This window comes from Pseudarthrobacter chlorophenolicus A6 (assembly GCF_000022025.1).
GTDB classification, from domain to species: domain Bacteria; phylum Actinomycetota; class Actinomycetes; order Actinomycetales; family Micrococcaceae; genus Arthrobacter; species Arthrobacter chlorophenolicus.
On sequence record NC_011886.1, the window covers coordinates 4010573 to 4026985 of the forward strand.

Annotated in this window: 14 protein-coding genes; 8 read left to right on the forward strand and 6 right to left on the reverse strand. The window is 67.5% G+C overall.

From position 1 onward, the window contains the following. The first annotated feature begins 7 nt into the window (after positions 1 to 7). Positions 8 to 865 carry a prephenate dehydratase gene (locus tag ACHL_RS18070; protein ID WP_015938756.1) on the forward strand — a complete coding sequence of 286 codons (858 nt, stop codon included), beginning with the start codon at positions 8 to 10 and terminating at the stop codon, positions 863 to 865. A gap of 30 nt (positions 866 to 895) precedes the next feature. Here ACHL_RS18070 and ACHL_RS18075 read toward each other — a convergent pair whose 3' ends face one another. Continuing rightward, a complete protein-coding gene (locus tag ACHL_RS18075; protein ID WP_015938757.1) occupies positions 896 to 2794 on the reverse strand; it encodes an FAD-binding monooxygenase in 1899 nt (632 codons plus the stop codon). A 257-nt stretch (positions 2795 to 3051) separates the two neighbouring features. On the opposite strand from ACHL_RS18075, the gene ACHL_RS18080 reads away from it, so the two are divergent. From ACHL_RS18080 to ACHL_RS18105, 6 genes are all read left to right on the forward strand, one after another. Further along, on the forward strand, positions 3052 to 4530 hold the full coding sequence (locus tag ACHL_RS18080; RefSeq protein WP_043794870.1) for a fumarylacetoacetate hydrolase family protein: 1479 nt from the start codon (positions 3052 to 3054) through the stop codon (positions 4528 to 4530). Beyond that, entirely contained in the window at positions 4523 to 5182 is a 660-nt protein-coding gene (locus ACHL_RS18085; protein WP_015938759.1) for a GntR family transcriptional regulator, read from the forward strand. Before ACHL_RS18080 ends, ACHL_RS18085 begins: the two co-directional genes overlap by 8 nt. A 30-nt stretch (positions 5183 to 5212) precedes the next feature. Continuing rightward, positions 5213 to 6724 (forward strand): 5-carboxymethyl-2-hydroxymuconate semialdehyde dehydrogenase, encoded by a 1512-nt coding sequence (gene hpaE, locus ACHL_RS18090; RefSeq protein WP_015938760.1) that lies wholly within the window; start codon positions 5213 to 5215, stop codon positions 6722 to 6724. A gap of 115 nt (positions 6725 to 6839) precedes the next feature. Beyond that, positions 6840 to 7931: a 3,4-dihydroxyphenylacetate 2,3-dioxygenase gene (gene hpaD / locus ACHL_RS18095; protein ID WP_015938761.1), complete on the forward strand. Its 1092-nt coding sequence runs from the start codon at positions 6840 to 6842 to the stop codon at positions 7929 to 7931. A 3-nt stretch (positions 7932 to 7934) separates the two neighbouring features. Then, on the forward strand, positions 7935 to 8720 hold the full coding sequence (hpaH, locus tag ACHL_RS18100; RefSeq protein WP_015938762.1) for a 2-oxo-hept-4-ene-1,7-dioate hydratase: 786 nt from the start codon (positions 7935 to 7937) through the stop codon (positions 8718 to 8720). Then, positions 8705 to 9517 carry an HpcH/HpaI aldolase family protein gene (locus ACHL_RS18105; RefSeq protein ID WP_015938763.1) on the forward strand — a complete coding sequence of 271 codons (813 nt, stop codon included), beginning with the start codon at positions 8705 to 8707 and terminating at the stop codon, positions 9515 to 9517. Before hpaH ends, ACHL_RS18105 begins: the two co-directional genes overlap by 16 nt. Before the next feature lie 33 nt (positions 9518 to 9550). On the opposite strand, the gene ACHL_RS18110 is transcribed toward ACHL_RS18105, so the two are convergent. After that, entirely contained in the window at positions 9551 to 9787 is a 237-nt protein-coding gene (locus ACHL_RS18110; protein ID WP_015938764.1) for a hypothetical protein, read from the reverse strand. A gap of 188 nt (positions 9788 to 9975) precedes the next feature. After that, positions 9976 to 12684: a PEP/pyruvate-binding domain-containing protein gene (locus ACHL_RS18115; protein WP_015938765.1), complete on the reverse strand. Its 2709-nt coding sequence runs from the start codon at positions 12682 to 12684 to the stop codon at positions 9976 to 9978. Between the two features lie 206 nt (positions 12685 to 12890). Between ACHL_RS18115 and ACHL_RS18120 the strand changes: the two genes are divergently transcribed. Further along, a complete protein-coding gene (locus tag ACHL_RS18120) occupies positions 12891 to 14300 on the forward strand; it encodes an aldehyde dehydrogenase family protein (RefSeq protein ID WP_015938766.1) in 1410 nt (469 codons plus the stop codon). Between the two features lie 39 nt (positions 14301 to 14339). Here ACHL_RS18120 and ACHL_RS18125 read toward each other — a convergent pair whose 3' ends face one another. The 3 genes from ACHL_RS18125 to ACHL_RS18135 form a co-directional block, all read right to left on the reverse strand. After that, entirely contained in the window at positions 14340 to 14726 is a 387-nt protein-coding gene (locus ACHL_RS18125) for a hypothetical protein (protein WP_043794226.1), read from the reverse strand. A 187-nt stretch (positions 14727 to 14913) separates the two neighbouring features. Further along, positions 14914 to 15339: a heat shock protein transcriptional repressor HspR gene (locus ACHL_RS18130; protein ID WP_015938768.1), complete on the reverse strand. Its 426-nt coding sequence runs from the start codon at positions 15337 to 15339 to the stop codon at positions 14914 to 14916. Between the two features lie 15 nt (positions 15340 to 15354). Further along, complete coding sequence (locus ACHL_RS18135) at positions 15355 to 16335, reverse strand: DnaJ C-terminal domain-containing protein (RefSeq protein ID WP_015938769.1); 981 nt, start codon at positions 16333 to 16335, stop codon at positions 15355 to 15357. Positions 16336 to 16413: the final 78 nt, after the last annotated feature.

A 16413-nucleotide genomic window follows, 5' to 3' on the forward strand; every position in this document is an offset into this window, starting at 1 on the left:
ACGGACCATGGCCCAAAAGATTGCGTACCAGGGTGAGCCCGGCGCCAACTCCAATATCGCGTGCAAGCAGATGTTCCCCGAGATGGACAGCGTCCCGTGCGCCAGCTTCGAGGACGCCTTTGAACTGGTCTCCAGCGGCGAGGCGGACCTGGCCATGATCCCCATCGAGAACTCCATCGCCGGCCGGGTGGCGGACATCCACATCCTGCTGCCGCAGTCCAACCTGCAGATCGTGGGCGAATTCTTCCTGCCGATCCACTTCGACCTGCTGGGCATCCCGGGCAGCACCATCGACGATGCCACCGAGGTCCACAGCCACATCCACGCCCTGGGCCAGTGCCGGAAGCTCATCCGCGAGCACGGCCTCAAACCCGTCATCGCCGGCGACACCGCAGGGTCCGCCCGCGAGGTGGCGGAGTGGAACGATCCCCGCAAGCTTTCCCTCGCTCCCCCGCTGGCCGCCCAGATCTACGGCCTGGATGTGCTCGCCTCCAGGGTGGAGGACGATCCCTCCAACACCACCCGCTTCGTGGTGCTGGCCCGTGAAACGGCGCTGCCGGCCCGGGACGAACTTCCCGGCCCGGCAGTGACCAGCTTTGTTTTCCGCGTCCGCAACGTTCCGTCGGCCCTGTACAAGGCGCTGGGCGGCTTCGCCACGAACGGCGTGAACATGACCCGGCTGGAGAGTTACATGGTGGGCGACGAGTTCGCGGCCACCATGTTCATGGCCGACGTCGAGGCGCACCCGGAGGACACTCCCCTTCGGCTGGCGCTTGAGGAACTGGACTTCTTCACCACCGAGGTGCGGATCCTCGGGGTGTACGCCGCGGCGGACCACCGGGCGGCCCGCACCCCGGCGGCCTGATCCGCAGGGGCTGGCCGCCGGCTGCCTGCGTCAGACCTCGGCGCGCTGGCCCGCCGCCAGAAGGGGAGCGAAGAACTCCGCGAGCTCATCCACCGCACCGAGCGGCAGCACGTTCGCGACGTACTGGTCCGGGCGGACCACCACCACGGCGCCGCTGCGGTCGATGCCGCGCAGCCCGAAGATATCCGCCTTGGGATCCGTGGCGTACACCTTCTCGTAGTCGGTGAGCTTGAACGGCCCCACCTGCGGTTTGAAGACCGCGGGCACGGCACCGATGTCGACGGCGGTGTGCGGCTGCTGGTAGATGACCTTCAGGTCGAACCACGCATCCGGGTCGGCGCCGGCGGGGGTGGCGGCCAGCGGGGAATCCGGCGAGTCCGCGAACCAGCCGGCGAGCCTGTCGGTGGCCGAATCTGTCCCGGGAAGCGCGGGGTCGGCGAAGACGTAAATCCGCCAGCGGCCGTCAGCGGTGGCGTGGTGGCCCAGGTGGAGCGGGTTGGTGTCCCCCACCCTGACCACGGGGGCGGACTTGAAGCGCTTGCCCACGGGGAATCCCGCGGCCAGGTCCTGGTGCCCGGTGCCGCCAACGATCAGGGACGGCGTGTACTGCGTCATGAACCCGGCGGGGAATTCCGCGGTCTGCACGTAGAAGTCCTCGAGGTCGGAGGGGTGCTCGAAATCCTCCGGCTTCTTGGCCATCATGGTGGACCATTCCTTGTCGAAGTCGATCAGGTTCTTGGCCACCACCTGGCGTTCCTCGGAGTATGTGCTGAGCAGACTCTCGGGGCTGCGGCCCTCGAGCACGTGGCCCAGCTTCCAGGCAATGTTGAAGCCGTCCTGCATGGACACATTCATGCCCTGGCCGGCCTTGGCGCTGTGGGTGTGGCAGGCATCGCCGGTGATGAACACCCGCGGGGTGCGGGTGCCGCGCTCGCCCGGCAGGACGTCGTCGAACCGGTCCGTCAGCCGGTGGCCCACCTCGTACACGCTGTGCCAGGCGACGTTCCGGACGTCCAGAGTGTAGGGGTGGAGGATCGCGTTGGCCTTGGCGATGATCTGCTCGATGGTGGTGGCACGGACCGAGTGCGGGCTGGTGGGGTCCACTTCGCCCAGGTCCACGTACATGCGGAACAGGTGGCCGCCTTCGCGCGGGATGAGCAGGATGCTGCCTTCGGCACCCTGGATGGCGCACTTGGTACGGATGTCCGGGAAGTCGGTGACCGCCAGTGTGTCCATGACGCCCCAGGCGTGGTTGGCCTGGTCGCCGGCAAGGGTGCAGCCGATGGCCTGCCGCACCTTGCTGCGGGCACCGTCCGCGCCCACCACATACTTGGCGCGGACGGTCCGCTCCTGCCCTTCGTTGGGTCCGGCGGTGTGGCGGAGCGTCACGGTGACAGGGTGGTCGCCGCTGTCCGCAACCTCGAGGCCCTCGAATTCGTAGCCGAAATCGGGCGTGAGGCGCGTGGGTGAGTTGGCGGCGAACTCCGCGAAGTAGTCCAGCACGCGGGCCTGGTTCACAATCAGGTGCGGGAATTCGCTGATGCCCATTTCGTCGTCGACGGCGCGGGCGGAGCGGACAATGTTCGCATGGTTTGCGGGGTCCGGCTTCCAGAACGCCATCTCGGTGATCCGGTAGGCCTCGGCGATGATCCGCTCCGCGAACCCGAAGGCCTGGAAGGTTTCCACGCTGCGCGCCTGGATGCCGTCCGCCTGGCCAATGGCGAGCCGGCCGGGGCGGCGCTCCACGATGCGGGTGGTGACATTGGGGAACATGGACAGCTGCGCGGCGGCCAGCATTCCGGCGGGGCCGGTGCCAACGATCAGCACGTCCACCTCATCCGGGAGGTCCCCCGGCCGGTTGAGGCCAACGCCGGCTGCGGGCTGGACACGCGGATCGCCGGATACATATCCGTGGTGGTGGAACTGCACGGGGTTACCTCACTTCGTTGTGGGCGGATGGCCTGCTCGCCACCTCGTGGGCAATGCCTACATGAGTGTTCTATATGAGAACTAAGCATTCGATATTAGAAACATCGGAACTGAATTCCACTGTACGCCGCATGTGATGCGGGCTACAAGTACCGCTCACACCACCCTCGAAATCCCTGCAGCGGCAGGGGTTGACGGCAGTGGCCGGATGGATAATAGTGATCGTATACGATTTCGTACTTGATGAGGAGACGGTCTTGGAGCAGGTCAACGGCGACACCCTGGCGGCAGCCCGCAAGGTGATCGCAGTGCACATCAACTACCCCAGCCGGGCCGCCCAGCGGGGCCGCACCCCGGAGCAGCCGTCCTACTTCCTCAAGCCCTCCAGTTCGCTTTCCCTCAGCGGCGGCACCGTGGAGCGCCCGGCCGGTTGTGAACTTCTCGGCTTCGAGGGCGAGATCGCCCTGGTCATCGGGAAGGCCGCCCGCCGCGTCAGCATCGAGGACGCCTGGAGCCACGTCGCCGCCGTCACCGCCAGCAACGACCTAGGCGTCTACGACCTCCGGTACGCGGACAAGGGTTCCAATCTGCGCTCCAAGGGCGGGGACGGCTTTACTCCCGTGGGCCCGGCACTGATCCCGGCAGACGCCGTCGACCCCTCCCAACTGCGGATCCGCACCTGGCACAACGGGGACCTGGTCCAGGACGACACGACCGAAGACCTGCTCTTCCCGTTCGCGCGGCTGGTGGCGGACCTGTCCCAGCTCCTCACCCTCGAGGAGGGCGACATGATCCTCACCGGCACCCCGGCGGGTGCCTCGGTCGCCAGGCCCGGCGATGTCCTTGAGGTGGAGGTGACCACGGCCGACGGCGGCCTCAGCACCGGGCGCCTGGCCACCACGGTTGAGGAAGGCACGACGCCGTTCGCGGACTTTGGTGCGCAGCCCAAGGCTGACGACGTGCAGCGGGAGGAAGCCTACGGTTCGCGTGCAGCGGCGGGCCTGCCCGCTGAGCCCGGTGCCGCCGTCGGGCCTGCCCTCTCCCCCAAACTGAAAGCCAAGCTGGAATCCGTGGCAACGGCCACCCTGTCCTCGCAGCTGCGTAAGCGCGGGCTGAACAACGTCAGCATCGACGGGCTGCAGGCCACCCGCCCGGACCGCAAAGTGGTGGGCCTGGCCCGGACCCTGCGCTATGTGCCCAACCGGGAGGACCTGTTCAAGACCCACGGCGGCGGGTTCAACGCCCAGAAGAAGGCCATCGACTCCGTCAACGACGGCGAAATCCTGGTCATGGAGGCCCGCGGCGAGAAGGGAACCGGCACCGTGGGCGACATCCTCGCCCTCCGCGCCCAGGTGCGCGGGGCTGCAGCCATCATCACCGACGGCGGCGTCCGCGACTTCACCGCCGTGGCCGGCCTGGACATGCCCACCTACTTCGCCAACCCGCACCCCGCCGTGCTGGGACGCCTCCACATCCCGTGGGACACGGACATCACCATCGCCTGCGGCGGTGCCACCGTCCAGCCCGGCGACATCATCGTGGCCGACGCCGACGGCATCCTGGTGATCCCTCCGGCCATCGCCGAAGATCTCGCGGACGACTGCATCCAGCAGGAGAAGGAGGAATCCTTCATCTTCGAGATGGTCAAGCAGGGCAACAGCGTGGACGGCCTCTACCCCATGAACGCCGAATGGCAGGCCCGGTACAACGAATGGGCGGGGAAGACCAATGACTGAGTCCACCATGGTCGCCGGCAGCAAGTCCGAGCAGGCCTACCAGGCGGTCAAGGCCCGCATTGTTGAAGGCACGTACACCCCCGGCTACCGGCTGGTCCTGAGCATCATCGCCAAGGACCTCGGCGTCAGCGTGGTCCCGGTCCGCGAGGCGATCCGCCGACTCGAGGCCGAAGGCCTGGTGACATTCGAACGCAACGTCGGTGCCACGGTGGCGGGCATCGACCCCACCGAGTACCTGTACACCATGCAAACCCTCAGCATCGTGGAAGGGGCAGCCACCGCGCTGTCCGCACCGCTGATCGACGGACCGGCCATCGCCCGGGCCCGTGCCATCAACGAGGACATGCGCCACTGCCTGGACCACTTCGATCCCGTCCGTTTTACGAAACTCAACCAGGACTTCCACTCCGTCCTGTTTGAGCACTGCCCCAATCCGCACATCCTGGACCTGGTGCACCGCGGCTGGAACCGGCTCGCGGCGCTGCGGTCCTCCACCTTCCGCTTCGTTCCCGGCCGCGCCCTTGGCTCCGTCGAGGAGCACGAAAACCTGCTGACGCTGCTCGAAACCGGGGCGGACGCCGACACCATCGAAAAAGCAGCCCGCCAGCACCGCACCGCAACCCTGGATGCATACCTCGCCCAAACCCGTTAGCACGCCCAGCACCAGCAAAGGACTTCAACGATGACGACCTCAACGGAAACCGCCAAGCACTACGTTCCCGAAGACCTGCCCACCCACATCCGGCACTACATCAACGGCGAATTCGTTGACTCCGTGGGCGGAAAGACCTTCGACGTCCTGGACCCGGTGTCCAACCGGAACTACGCCACCGCGGCGGCCGGCCAGAAGGAGGACATCGACCTCGCCGTCGCCGCCGCCCGCGAAGCGTTCACCAACGGCCCCTGGCCAAAGATGAAACCCCGCGAACGTGCCCGCATCCTCAACAGGATCGCCGACGCCGTCGAGGCCCAGGAAGCCCGCCTCGCCGAACTGGAAACCTTCGACACCGGACTGCCCATCACCCAGGCCAAGGGCCAGGCCCTCCGCGCGGCCGAGAACTTCCGGTTCTTCGCGGACCTGATCGTGGCCCAGTTCGACGACGCCATGAAGGTCCCCGGCTCGCAGATCAACTACGTGAACCGGAAGCCGATCGGCGTCGCGGGCCTGATCACCCCCTGGAACACCCCGTTCATGCTCGAGTCCTGGAAGCTGGCCCCCGCGCTGGCCACCGGCAACACCGTGGTCCTCAAGCCGGCCGAGTTCACGCCGCTCTCCGCGTCTCTGTGGGCTCAGATTTTCAAGGACGCCGGGCTGCCCGACGGCGTCTTCAACCTGGTCAACGGCCTGGGCGAGGAAGCCGGCGACGCCCTGGTCAAGCACCCGGACGTCCCGCTGATCTCCTTCACCGGCGAGACCACCACCGGCCAGACGATCTTCCGGAACGCGGCCGCCAACCTCAAGGGCCTGTCCATGGAGCTCGGCGGCAAGTCCCCCTGCGTCGTGTTCGCCGATGCCGACCTGGACGCCGCCGTCGACTCCGCGCTGTTCGGCGTCTTCTCCCTCAACGGCGAACGCTGCACCGCGGGCTCCCGCATCCTGGTGGAACGCGCCATCTACGACGAATTCTGCGAAAAGTACGCCGCCCGCGCCAAGAACATCGTGGTGGGAGACCCCCACGACCCCAAGACCCAGGTGGGCGCCCTGGTCCACCCGGAGCACTACGAGAAGGTGGCCTCCTACGTGGAGATCGGCAAGTCCGAAGGCCGGCTCCTCGCGGGCGGCGGACGGCCGGAGGGCCTCCCGGAAGGCAACTACATCGCACCCACGGTGTTCGCCGACGTCGCGCCTGACGCCCGGATCTTCCAGGAAGAGATCTTCGGACCCGTCGTGGCCATCACCCCGTTCGAGAACGACGACGAAGCCCTCGCCCTGGCCAACAACACCAAGTACGGACTCGCGGCCTACATCTGGACCCAGAACCTGACCCGCGCCCACAACTTCTCCCAAAACGTGGAAGCCGGCATGGTGTGGCTCAACAGCCACAACGTCCGCGACCTCCGCACCCCGTTCGGCGGCGTCAAAGCCTCCGGCCTGGGCCACGAGGGCGGCTACCGCTCCATCGACTTCTACACCGACCAGCAGGCCGTCCACATCACCCTCGGCACCGTCCACACCCCCAAATTCGGCGCCTGACCATCACCAACTGCCCAACTAGGTCGCAATTGATGTCGTTATGGACCCTCAAAACGACATCTACTGCTACCTAGTTGGGAAACCACGCGAACACTTTCAAAGAAGAGAGACTCCCATGACCAACTTCGTTCCCACCCCCACCGTTCCGGCTCCGGACATCGTCCGCTGCGCCTACATGGAAATCGTGGTCACAGACCTTGCCAGGTCCCGTGCGTTCTACGTGGACGTCCTGGGCCTGCACGTCACCGAGGAAGACGAGAACAACATTTACCTGCGCTCCCTGGAGGAGTTCATCCACCACAACCTGGTGCTGCGCAAGGGCCCCGTGGCGGCCGTCGCCGCCTTCGCCTACCGGGTGAAATCCCCCGCCGAGGTGGACGCCGCCGAAGCCTACTACCGCGAGCTCGGCTGCCGGGTGGAGCGCCGCAAGGACGGCTTCACCAAGGGCATCGGCGACTCCGTCCGCGTGGAGGACCCGCTGGGCTTTCCCTACGAGTTCTTCTACGAGGCCGAACACGTGGAACGCCTCACCCAGCGCTACGACCTCTACTCCGCCGGCGAACTGGTGCGGCTGGACCACTTCAACCAGGTCACCCCGGACGTCCCCAAGGGCCGGGCCTACCTGGAGGACCTGGGCTTCCGCGTCTCCGAGGACATCAAGGATTCCGACGGCGTCACGTACGCCGCGTGGATGCACCGCAAGCAGACCGTGCACGACACCGCGCTGACCGGCGGCAACGGCCCGCGTATGCACCACGTCGCGTTCGCCACGCACGAGAAGCACAACATCATCCAGATCTGCGACAAATTGGGCGCCCTGCGCATCAGCGACAGGATCGAACGCGGCCCCGGCAGGCACGGCGTGTCCAACGCCTTCTACCTCTACATCCTGGACCCGGACGGGCACCGCATCGAGATCTACACCCAGGACTACTACACCGGCGACCCGGACAACCCCACCATCACCTGGGACGTCCACGACAACCAGCGCCGCGACTGGTGGGGCAACCCCGTGGTCCCCTCCTGGTACACCGAAGCGTCACTGGTCCTGGACCTCGACGGCAACCCGCAGCCGGTCATCGAACGCGAAGAAAAGTCCGAGATGGCCGTAACCGTGGGTGCCGACGGTTTCTCCTACACCCGCAAGCCCGATGACGCGGCTGCCGGCAAGGACCCAGTGGGTTTCAAGCTGGGAGCGCAGGTCTAAACCATGCTGGAGCCGAAGACGATTGAGGCCATCGCGGACGAGCTGGTGGAGGCCGCCCGGACCCGCACTCCCGTGCCCCGACTGACAGCCCGCTACCCGGAGATGACGGTGGAGGACTCCTACGCCGTCCAGCAGTTGTGGCGGCGCCGCAACGAGGAAGCCGGCCGGACCCTGGTGGGGCGCAAGATCGGCCTCACGTCCAAGGCCATGCAGGCCGCCACCGGCATCACCGAACCGGACTACGGCGCCATCTTCGACGACATGGTGCTGGAAACCGGCTGCACGGTGCAGTGGGACCAGTACACGCACCCGCGTGTGGAGGTGGAGTTGGCGTTTGTCCTGAAGGACGGGCTCAAGGGCCCCGGCTGCACCATCTTCGACGTCCTGAAGGCCACCGACTACGTGGTTCCGGCCCTCGAGATCCTCGATTCGAGGATCGAAATGGAGGGCCGGACCATCGTGGACACCATCTCGGACAACGCCGCCATGGGAGCGATGGTGATCGGCGGCCGCCCCGTGAAGCCGGACGCGGTGGACCTCCGCTGGGTCTCGGCCATCCTCTACAAGAACCAGACCGTGGAGGAAACGGGTGTGGCCGCCGGTGTCCTGGACCACCCCGCCAACGGCGTCCACTGGCTCGTCAACAAGATCGCAGCCCACGGCGACTCCCTGAAGGCCGGGGACATCATCCTGGCCGGCTCCTTCACCCGGCCCCTCTGGGCTTACAAGGGCGACACCGTCCATGCCGACTACGGCCCCCTGGGGAGCGTGACGTGCCGCTTCGAATAGACCACACTTTCCGGGACGCCCTCGCTGCGCAACAAGGCGAAGCAGGCAGACCGCTGGCGGGGATGTGGGTGTGTTCGGGCAGCCCGCTGATCGCCGAGCTCTGCGCCGGGTCCGGCCTGGACTGGCTCCTGGTGGACGCCGAGCACAGCCCCAACGGGCTCGAGTCCATCCTCGCCCAGCTCCAGGCCATCCACGGTTACCCGGTCCAGACGCTGGTCCGGCCACCGGTCAACGACACCGTTGTCATCAAGCAGTACCTGGACCTTGGCGTGCAGAACCTGCTGATCCCCATGGTCAACTCGGTGGCCGAGGCCGAAGCTGCCGTGGCGGCAACCCGCTACCCGCCCCACGGCGTCCGCGGGGTAGGCTCCGCCCTGGCCCGCGCAGCCCGCTGGAACCGGGTCCCGGATTACCTCGCCAACGCCAACAGCACCATCAGCGTCACCGTCCAGATCGAATCCACTGCCGCCGTTGAGGCGGTGGCGGACATCCTCAAGGTGGACGGCGTGGACGCCGTCTTCGTGGGCCCGTCCGACCTTGCCGCCTCGATGGGCCTGCTGGGACAGCAGGAACACCCCGAGGTGCGCGCCGCCGTCGAGCACTGCCTCGCTGCTGCACGGGCTGCCGGGAAGCCTGCAGGCGTCAACGCCTTCAACCCGGACACCGCACGGCACTACCTCGACAACGGAGCGGACTTCATCCTGGTGGGCGCCGACGTCGCCCTCCTCGCCCGCGGCTCCGAAGCCCTCGCCGCCAAATACATCAGGCCCGGCGGCGGGACCCAGGCCAGTTACTGACCAGCGGGCCAGGACAATATTGCCCGGAGCGGGTCAGCCAACCCGGGTGTAGCTGATTTCCGTCTCCCCCGCCGCGCCGCCGGGGAGTGTCACATACGTGCCCTGCGGCCTGCTGGCAGTTTCCAGGAAGTCTTCCGGGTGCGAGACGTAGCTGCCCTCGGGACGCGGCGAAACCTCCGCCCCGGCGGGCAGGGAGACGTAGCTCCCGCCGCGGGGGACGGCGGTGGCGTCGATTGCGCCGGCTTCAATGAGGTAGGACTGCAAAGCCATGGTGTTCTCCTGCGTTTCTGGGTGGGGGCGCCCATTACCCACTTCGCCTGCGGTTTGGGGGCAGGAGGAAGCGTGGATTTCGCTGGTGGGTATGCGGTGCGTTTGCCTTGATCCGGGGAGGAATCACCCGGCAGTCCCTTCAGGACTTCACCGGCCTGCCGTTGATTCTAGGGCTTAATATGAGCAGTTCACAATAACTTTTTTGTGGATGACGCAGAATTTTCGATTGTTGCCTGGTCTGCCGGCAGGACGGTGACCGTGCCGGCGTCCCCGTCCACCAGGACCTGCTGCCCGGTGGTGAGCCGCTGCGTGGCCACGCCGGTGCCCAGGACAGCGGGGATGCCGTACTCACGGGCCACGATGGAGCTGTGGCTCAGCGGGCCGCCCACATCGGTCACCACCGCCGAGGCCATGGCGAACAGTGAGGTCCAGGCAGGAGTGGTAATCCGCGCCACCAGGACGTCGCCCGGCTGCATCTGGCCGAAGTCCTGGGGTCCGGACAGCACCCGCGCCGGGGCATTGACCCGGCCCGAGCTCGCCCCGACGCCCTTGATGACATCACCGCTCTGGTGCTGTGAACCGGCCGGCATCCACGAGCCGAAGGACCGCTCCATCCACCGGCTCTCCGGAAGCATCTGCGGAGCAGCGGCCTTCGCCTGGCCCCGCCACAGCATCCGCCGCTCCTCGACGGCGTCGGCACGGACCGGGCGGGCCGTGCCGGTGATGGCCACAGCAGCAGCACCGGCCGCCTGCGTGCCGGGCGCGGCGAGGCCGAACTCCACGGCGCTGCGCAGCTCCTGGAACCGCAGCCAGAACACATCATCAGGGGCGGCGATCACCGAAGATGCCACCAGCCGGTGCCCGAGTTCACGAAGCATCCGGCGGAGCACGGGCCATGCAAGGCCGACGTCGGCGAGCGCGTCTTCCCGGATCGGCGCGGTCTCCTGGGCCCACCGGAGCAGCCGGCGGAAAACGGCACGACGGCGGGGTCCCAGGCGCGCCGCGGCGTCACGGGTCAGTTCCTCCCGGCGCTCGGTCAGCAGCCGTTGGCGATCATGCGGGTCCGTGCCCTGGCCGCGGAGGTAGAACTTCACGGTATCCAGCAGGGCGGACGGATCATCCGCCGGCACCGGGATGGCGAAGTCCAGGTTATAGACGGCATGGCCGTAGAGATCCAGATGCTCCTGGAACGTGAACCTCCACTCCTGCCAGAGGACTCCGTCCACCCCCGCCGGCGGCGAACCGGTGCGCTGGCACTCGGCGAGTTCCGCCGTCGGCCGTTCCAGCAAAACCGCCGTGAGCCCTGGATCGCTGCGCGCCCAGCCGGCAAGGTCCCAGAGCGACTTCTCGGCGCGGATGGGCTCACTGTCGAAGCCGAGGAGCAGTGCCTGCGCCGGGGGATCCCCGTTCCGCCGGACCAGCTTGTCGTAGAACGCCCGGAAGGACAGCTCGCTGGTGGCCGCGAGCGGAATGATGGACTGCACGGCGGTGTAGTAGACCGTCCCGGCATCCAGCAGCGACTGCACGCCGGCCACCAGCTCCCCGCCGGGCAGCTCCTGCAGTGGCTTCGCAGCCCAGTCCTTGACCACCCGCCGGTACTTGGGGTGCGAGTACTCACGCCAGCCGGCCACGCCCATGTGCGCTTCGCCGCGGAACAGTGCCCGGAAGGCTGCCGGCGATTTGGCCATCATCCGCCACATGCCGGCGTTCCGGTAGTAGTAATAGGCGTAGCCATTAACGGTGGGCAGCCGGACGTCGCCCTCGCGGACGGCGTTCTTGCCCACCGCTCCGGCCAGCAGCGCCTGCAGTGACCTCGCTACGGAGCCGTCGATGAGGTCCGCGAACAGTGGGGTCAGCGGGTCCGGCAGCTGCTCCACGATGCTGGCCCGGAAGTACATGCCCTTCGGGTAGGGCAGGGGCCAGGTGTCCGGGATGTCGGCCGCCGGCTCCGGCAAGGCGGTGATGGGGCGGGACTGCAGGATGAAGAAAGTGCCGCCGGCACGCGCCCACTCGACGTCCTGCGGCACCTCGAAGTGCCCCGCAATCTGCCTGCCCAAAGCGGCCAGTTCCCCAACTGCGGAATCGTCGAGGACGGGCGCACGACGGCGGGCTGCCGCCACCGGCTGCTCCCGCGTCCCGTCCTGCGCGTACACGGTCATGACGGATTTATCGGCCGTCTGCCGCGAGAGCACCTTCCCCGTGGACACCTCCACCACCATGTCATCGGTGCTGACGGTCCCGCTGACCACCGATTCCCCCAGGCCCCAGGCGGCACTGACCACTGCCTGGTCGCGCCGGCCGTTTGCGGGGTTGGCGGTGAACATCACCCCGGCCGCCTCGGCTTCCACCATCTGCTGGACCACCACCGCGAGCCGTACCCGGTTCGGAAGCACGCCTTCGCGGGCCCGGTACGCCATGGCGCGCGCCGTCCAGAGCGAGGCCCAGCAGCCGATGACCGCTGCCATGAGCGCCTCGAAGCCCCGGACATTCAGGTAGGTGTCCTGCTGCCCGGCAAAGCTGGCCGAGGCCAGGTCCTCCGCGGTGGCTGACGAGCGGACCGCCACCGGGACGTCCGCCCCGCCAAGGAGCCCGTAGGCGCCGGCGAGCTCGTCCCGCATGGTGCCCGGAATGGCGCCGCCCGTGAATAAGGCACGGATTTGGTCGGACGCAGCCGCATAGTCCCCGGGCGCAGCGTCCGGGGACAGCGCGGCCAGGCGCTGGATTTCGTCCCCAAGGCCGTTGGCGCTGACGAATTCTGCGTAGGCAGCGGTGCCCAGCACGAATCCCGGCGGAACCGGCAGCCCGGCCCGGATGAGGCCGGCCAGGCCCACAGCCTTGCCGCCGGCAGCGGCCAGATCGCCGATTCCCGTATCGCTGAGACCGTTGATATATGGCATGACCGCACGTCCTTGCTGCCCGGCGGGGCGGTGCCGTGAACCTGATCCTCAACATCATGGCACCGCATGGCAGGGCCTGCCACTGTTCCCTCCGGGTCAACAGTCCTGCGCCACAACACAAGGACCGCGCCCCGCGCTCAACCACACTGGGAGTAGCCCGCCCAGCCGCCCGGCTGGCGTCCTTGCCTACTCGAAGTGGAGTACCCGTGGAAACCTATGACGCGCTGCTGGCAGCCATCTCGTCTGCCCCCGGAACCGGCCGGACCATCCTGGACCCCGCAACCGGCGCGGCCGTGGGCGAAGCTCCGGTGCACGGAGTGGCGGACCTGGAAGCGGCCATCACCGCAGCCGCCGCTGCGCAGCCGGCATGGGCTGCCCTGGGCCACGACGCCCGGTCCGCCGTCCTCCTCAAGGCCGCCGACGCCGTCGAACGTTCCGCCGAGGAACTCGCCCAGTTGCTCTCCCGCGAGCAGGGAAAGCCCCTCAACGGGCCCAACGCCCGCTTCGAAGTGGGCGCCTGCGCAGCGTGGCTCCGCGCCGCGGCCGGCACTCCCCTGGCACCCGAAACCCTGGTGGACGACGGTGAAACCCGCGCCGACCTGCACTACCGGCCCATCGGCGTCGTGGGTGCTATCGGGCCGTGGAACTGGCCCATGATGATCACCACCTGGCAGGTCGCCCCCGCCCTCCGCATGGGCAATACCGTGGTGGTCAAGCCTTCCGAGTACACGCCCCTGTCAGTCCTGGCGCTGGCCAAGGTGCTCAACGAAGAACTTCCCGAAGGGCTGCTGACAGTAGTGTCCGGCGGCCGGGATGTGGGCGAAGCGCTGGCATCGCACCAATCAATCGGCAAGGTCATGTTCACCGGGTCCACCGCCACGGGCAAGGCGATCATCCGGTCGTCTGCGGATACCGTCAAACGCCTCACCCTCGAGCTCGGCGGCAACGACGCCGGCATCGTCCTGCCCGGCACCGATCCCCGGGCCATCGCCCAGGACCTCTTCTGGGGCGCCTTCATCAACACCGGCCAAACCTGCGCCGCACTCAAGCGCCTCTACGTCCACGACTCCATCTACGATGCCGTCTGCGAGGCCCTCACCGACGTCGCAAAAGCCATGCCGATGGGGAATGGCCTGGACGAAAACAACGTCCTGGGCCCGCTGCAGAACAAGGCGCAGTACGACGTCGTCGCGAACCTCGTGGAGGCGGCCAGGGCTTCCGGAGCACGCGTCCTCCTCGGCGGGAACCCGGACTCCAGCCGGCCCGGCTACTTCTACCCCGCCACGCTGGTGGCGGACATCGACAACGGCAACCCGCTCGTGGCCGAGGAACAGTTCGGCCCCGCACTGCCGATCATCCGCTACGGCAGCATCGACGAAGCTGTGGAGATGGCCAACGACCTCGACGTCGGCCTGGGCGCCTCAGTATGGTCCTCCGACCCCGCGGCGGCCCGCGCTGTTGCTGCCCGGCTGGAAGCAGGCACCGTCTGGATCAACCGGCACGGCGCGGTCGATCCGCGAATTCCGTTTGGCGGGGCCAAGCAGTCCGGCTACGGACTGGAATTCGGTGCCGAAGGCCTCAAGGCCCTGGGCGTACCGCAGGTCATCAACGGCTAGGCCATTGACGGCTGGGTCATCAACGGCTGAAGGCCCGGCTCACCCCATGGCGGGAGCCACCGAGGTGCGGCGGGACAGGTGGCGGCGGGCCCACCGGGCGAGCTTCCTGCCTTTGCCCTGCCACCAGTTGTCCTCGTCCTTGCCGTAGTGGAACCGGAAGATGATGGCGGTGAGCACGAACATGCCCATCACCACATCGATCCACGACGACACCACGATGGCCACAAGGACCGTCAGGGCATCGGCGACGACCGCCGGGATGGCCAGGGTCCGGAAGACGGTGCTAGCCACGTAGCGCCGGTGCGACCGCGGAACGGACGTTGCCCGGACCATGTCGAAGCAGACGCACACCACCACGATCGTCTGCCCGATGGCCAGCATGGTCTGTCCTGGCACCGAAGCGCTGAAGGACGCAACTGCTTCCATTCCCGGGCTCATGGCCGGGCCAAGAGAAGAGAACCAAACATGGAATAACCCCCAGAAACGAATGGAACCACTGCTGGTTCAGCAGTGATTCCATTCAAGGTTTCCGCGGGAGGAGCCGCACGAGTAGTGGGTACTCTAATTTCGCCCGTCGGCCAGGGGCCGGGTACTCACCGGGCGGCAGCTGGCGCTACTGCCCGATGGCACGGGGCCGCCACACCACCATGGCCTGCGACCGCGGACGGGGGCGCTGGCCGCGGGCCAGGCTCACGACGTCGCCGGCCGCTCCGGCGGCAAAGATGCGGGAGTCGAACGCCTGCGGGCGCCGCCCCAGTTCTTCGGTCAGTTCCAGCACGCGCCGCTGCAGGGCAGACACCTGATTTTCCAGTTCCAGGATGCGTTTGATCCCCTCGAGGGAGACGCCTTCCTGGGACAGCCGCTGCACTTCGCGGAGCATATTGACGTCCCGCTGCGAGTACCGCCGGGACTTCCCGGGAGCGCGGCTGGGTTTGACGATGCCAAGGCGGTCGTACTGGCGGAGCGTCTGGGGGTGCATGTCAGCCAGTTCAGCCGCCACGGAAATCACGAAGATGGGCTGGTCAGCGTTGATGTCCACGGCACACCTCCTCCGCTACAGCCGGGCCTTGGCGGCCAGGCCCTCTCGAACGTCGGCACCGGACGTGGCCTCGGCGAAGGCCTTCACGGCGGCCTCGGCCTCCTTGTTCAGGTTCTTGGGCACCGCGACGTCGATGGTCACCAGAAGGTCGCCCGTGGCCTTGGAGGTCTTCACGCCTTTGCCCTTCACCCGCAGGGTACGGCCCGACGGCGTGCCGGCCGGAACACGGACCCGCACCTTCTCGCCGTCAATGGTGGGTACCTCGATGTCTCCGCCCAGGGCAGCCTCGGGGAAGGTGACCGGGACGTGGATGCGGAGGTTGTCGCCGTCGCGCGTGTAGAACTCGTGCGGCTTGACCGAGACGGCAACCACCAGGTCGCCGTTGCCGGCCTGGCCGGGCTGGCCCTTGCCGCGCACCCGGACCTTCTGGCCGTCCTTGATGCCGGCGGGGACGCGGACATCAATGACTTCGCCGTTGGGCTCGCGCAGGCCGATGGTGGTGCCGCGGATGGCCCCGGAGAACGAGATGCTGGTGGATGCGGTGCGGTCCGCGCCCTTCTGGGGTGTCCGCTGGAACCCGGGCGAGCCGCCGAAGCCGCCGCCGAACAGGTCAGCGAACTCGGGCGGGATGTTGCCGGAGGACGGGTTGAATCCGCCCGCGTGCCGTCCCGTGTTGCCGGTGAAGAGGCCGCCGAACAGGTCCTCGAACCCGCCGTTGCCGCCCGCGGCACCGCCGCCGCCGGGAGCGAACCGGGCGCCGCCGCCCATGGCGCGGATGGCATCGTACTGCTGGCGCTCATCGGCATCGGAGAGCACCGAGTAAGCCTCGGAGACGTCCTTGAATTTCTTCTCGGCAGTCGCGTCGCCGGAGTTGGTGTCCGGATGGTACTGCCGTGCCAGCTTCCGGTAAGCCTTCTTGATATCGGCGTCGGAAGCGTCCTTGGCAACACCAAGGATCTTGTAAAAGTCCTTGTCCACCCAATCCTGGCTAGCCAATGGCGTTTCCTTTCAAAAAAGTTAGGGGCCGGTGGTTGAGCTTGTCGAAACCTGGGTTTCGACAAGCTCAACCACCGG

Coding starts and splice junctions, on each gene's coding strand:
- ACHL_RS18070 (WP_015938756.1), top strand. CDS start 8: ATGGCCCAAAAGATTGCGTACCAGGGTGAGCCCGGCGCCAACTCCAAT.
- ACHL_RS18085 (WP_015938759.1), top strand. CDS start 4,523: ATGACTGAGTCCACCATGGTCGCCGGCAGCAAGTCCGAGCAGGCCTAC.
- hpaE (WP_015938760.1), top strand. CDS start 5,213: ATGACGACCTCAACGGAAACCGCCAAGCACTACGTTCCCGAAGACCTG.
- hpaD (WP_015938761.1), top strand. CDS start 6,840: ATGACCAACTTCGTTCCCACCCCCACCGTTCCGGCTCCGGACATCGTC.
- hpaH (WP_015938762.1), top strand. CDS start 7,935: ATGCTGGAGCCGAAGACGATTGAGGCCATCGCGGACGAGCTGGTGGAG.
- ACHL_RS18110 (WP_015938764.1), bottom strand. CDS start 9,787: ATGGCTTTGCAGTCCTACCTCATTGAAGCCGGCGCAATCGACGCCACC.
- ACHL_RS18115 (WP_015938765.1), bottom strand. CDS start 12,684: ATGCCATATATCAACGGTCTCAGCGATACGGGAATCGGCGATCTGGCC.
- ACHL_RS18125 (WP_043794226.1), bottom strand. CDS start 14,726: ATGGAAGCAGTTGCGTCCTTCAGCGCTTCGGTGCCAGGACAGACCATG.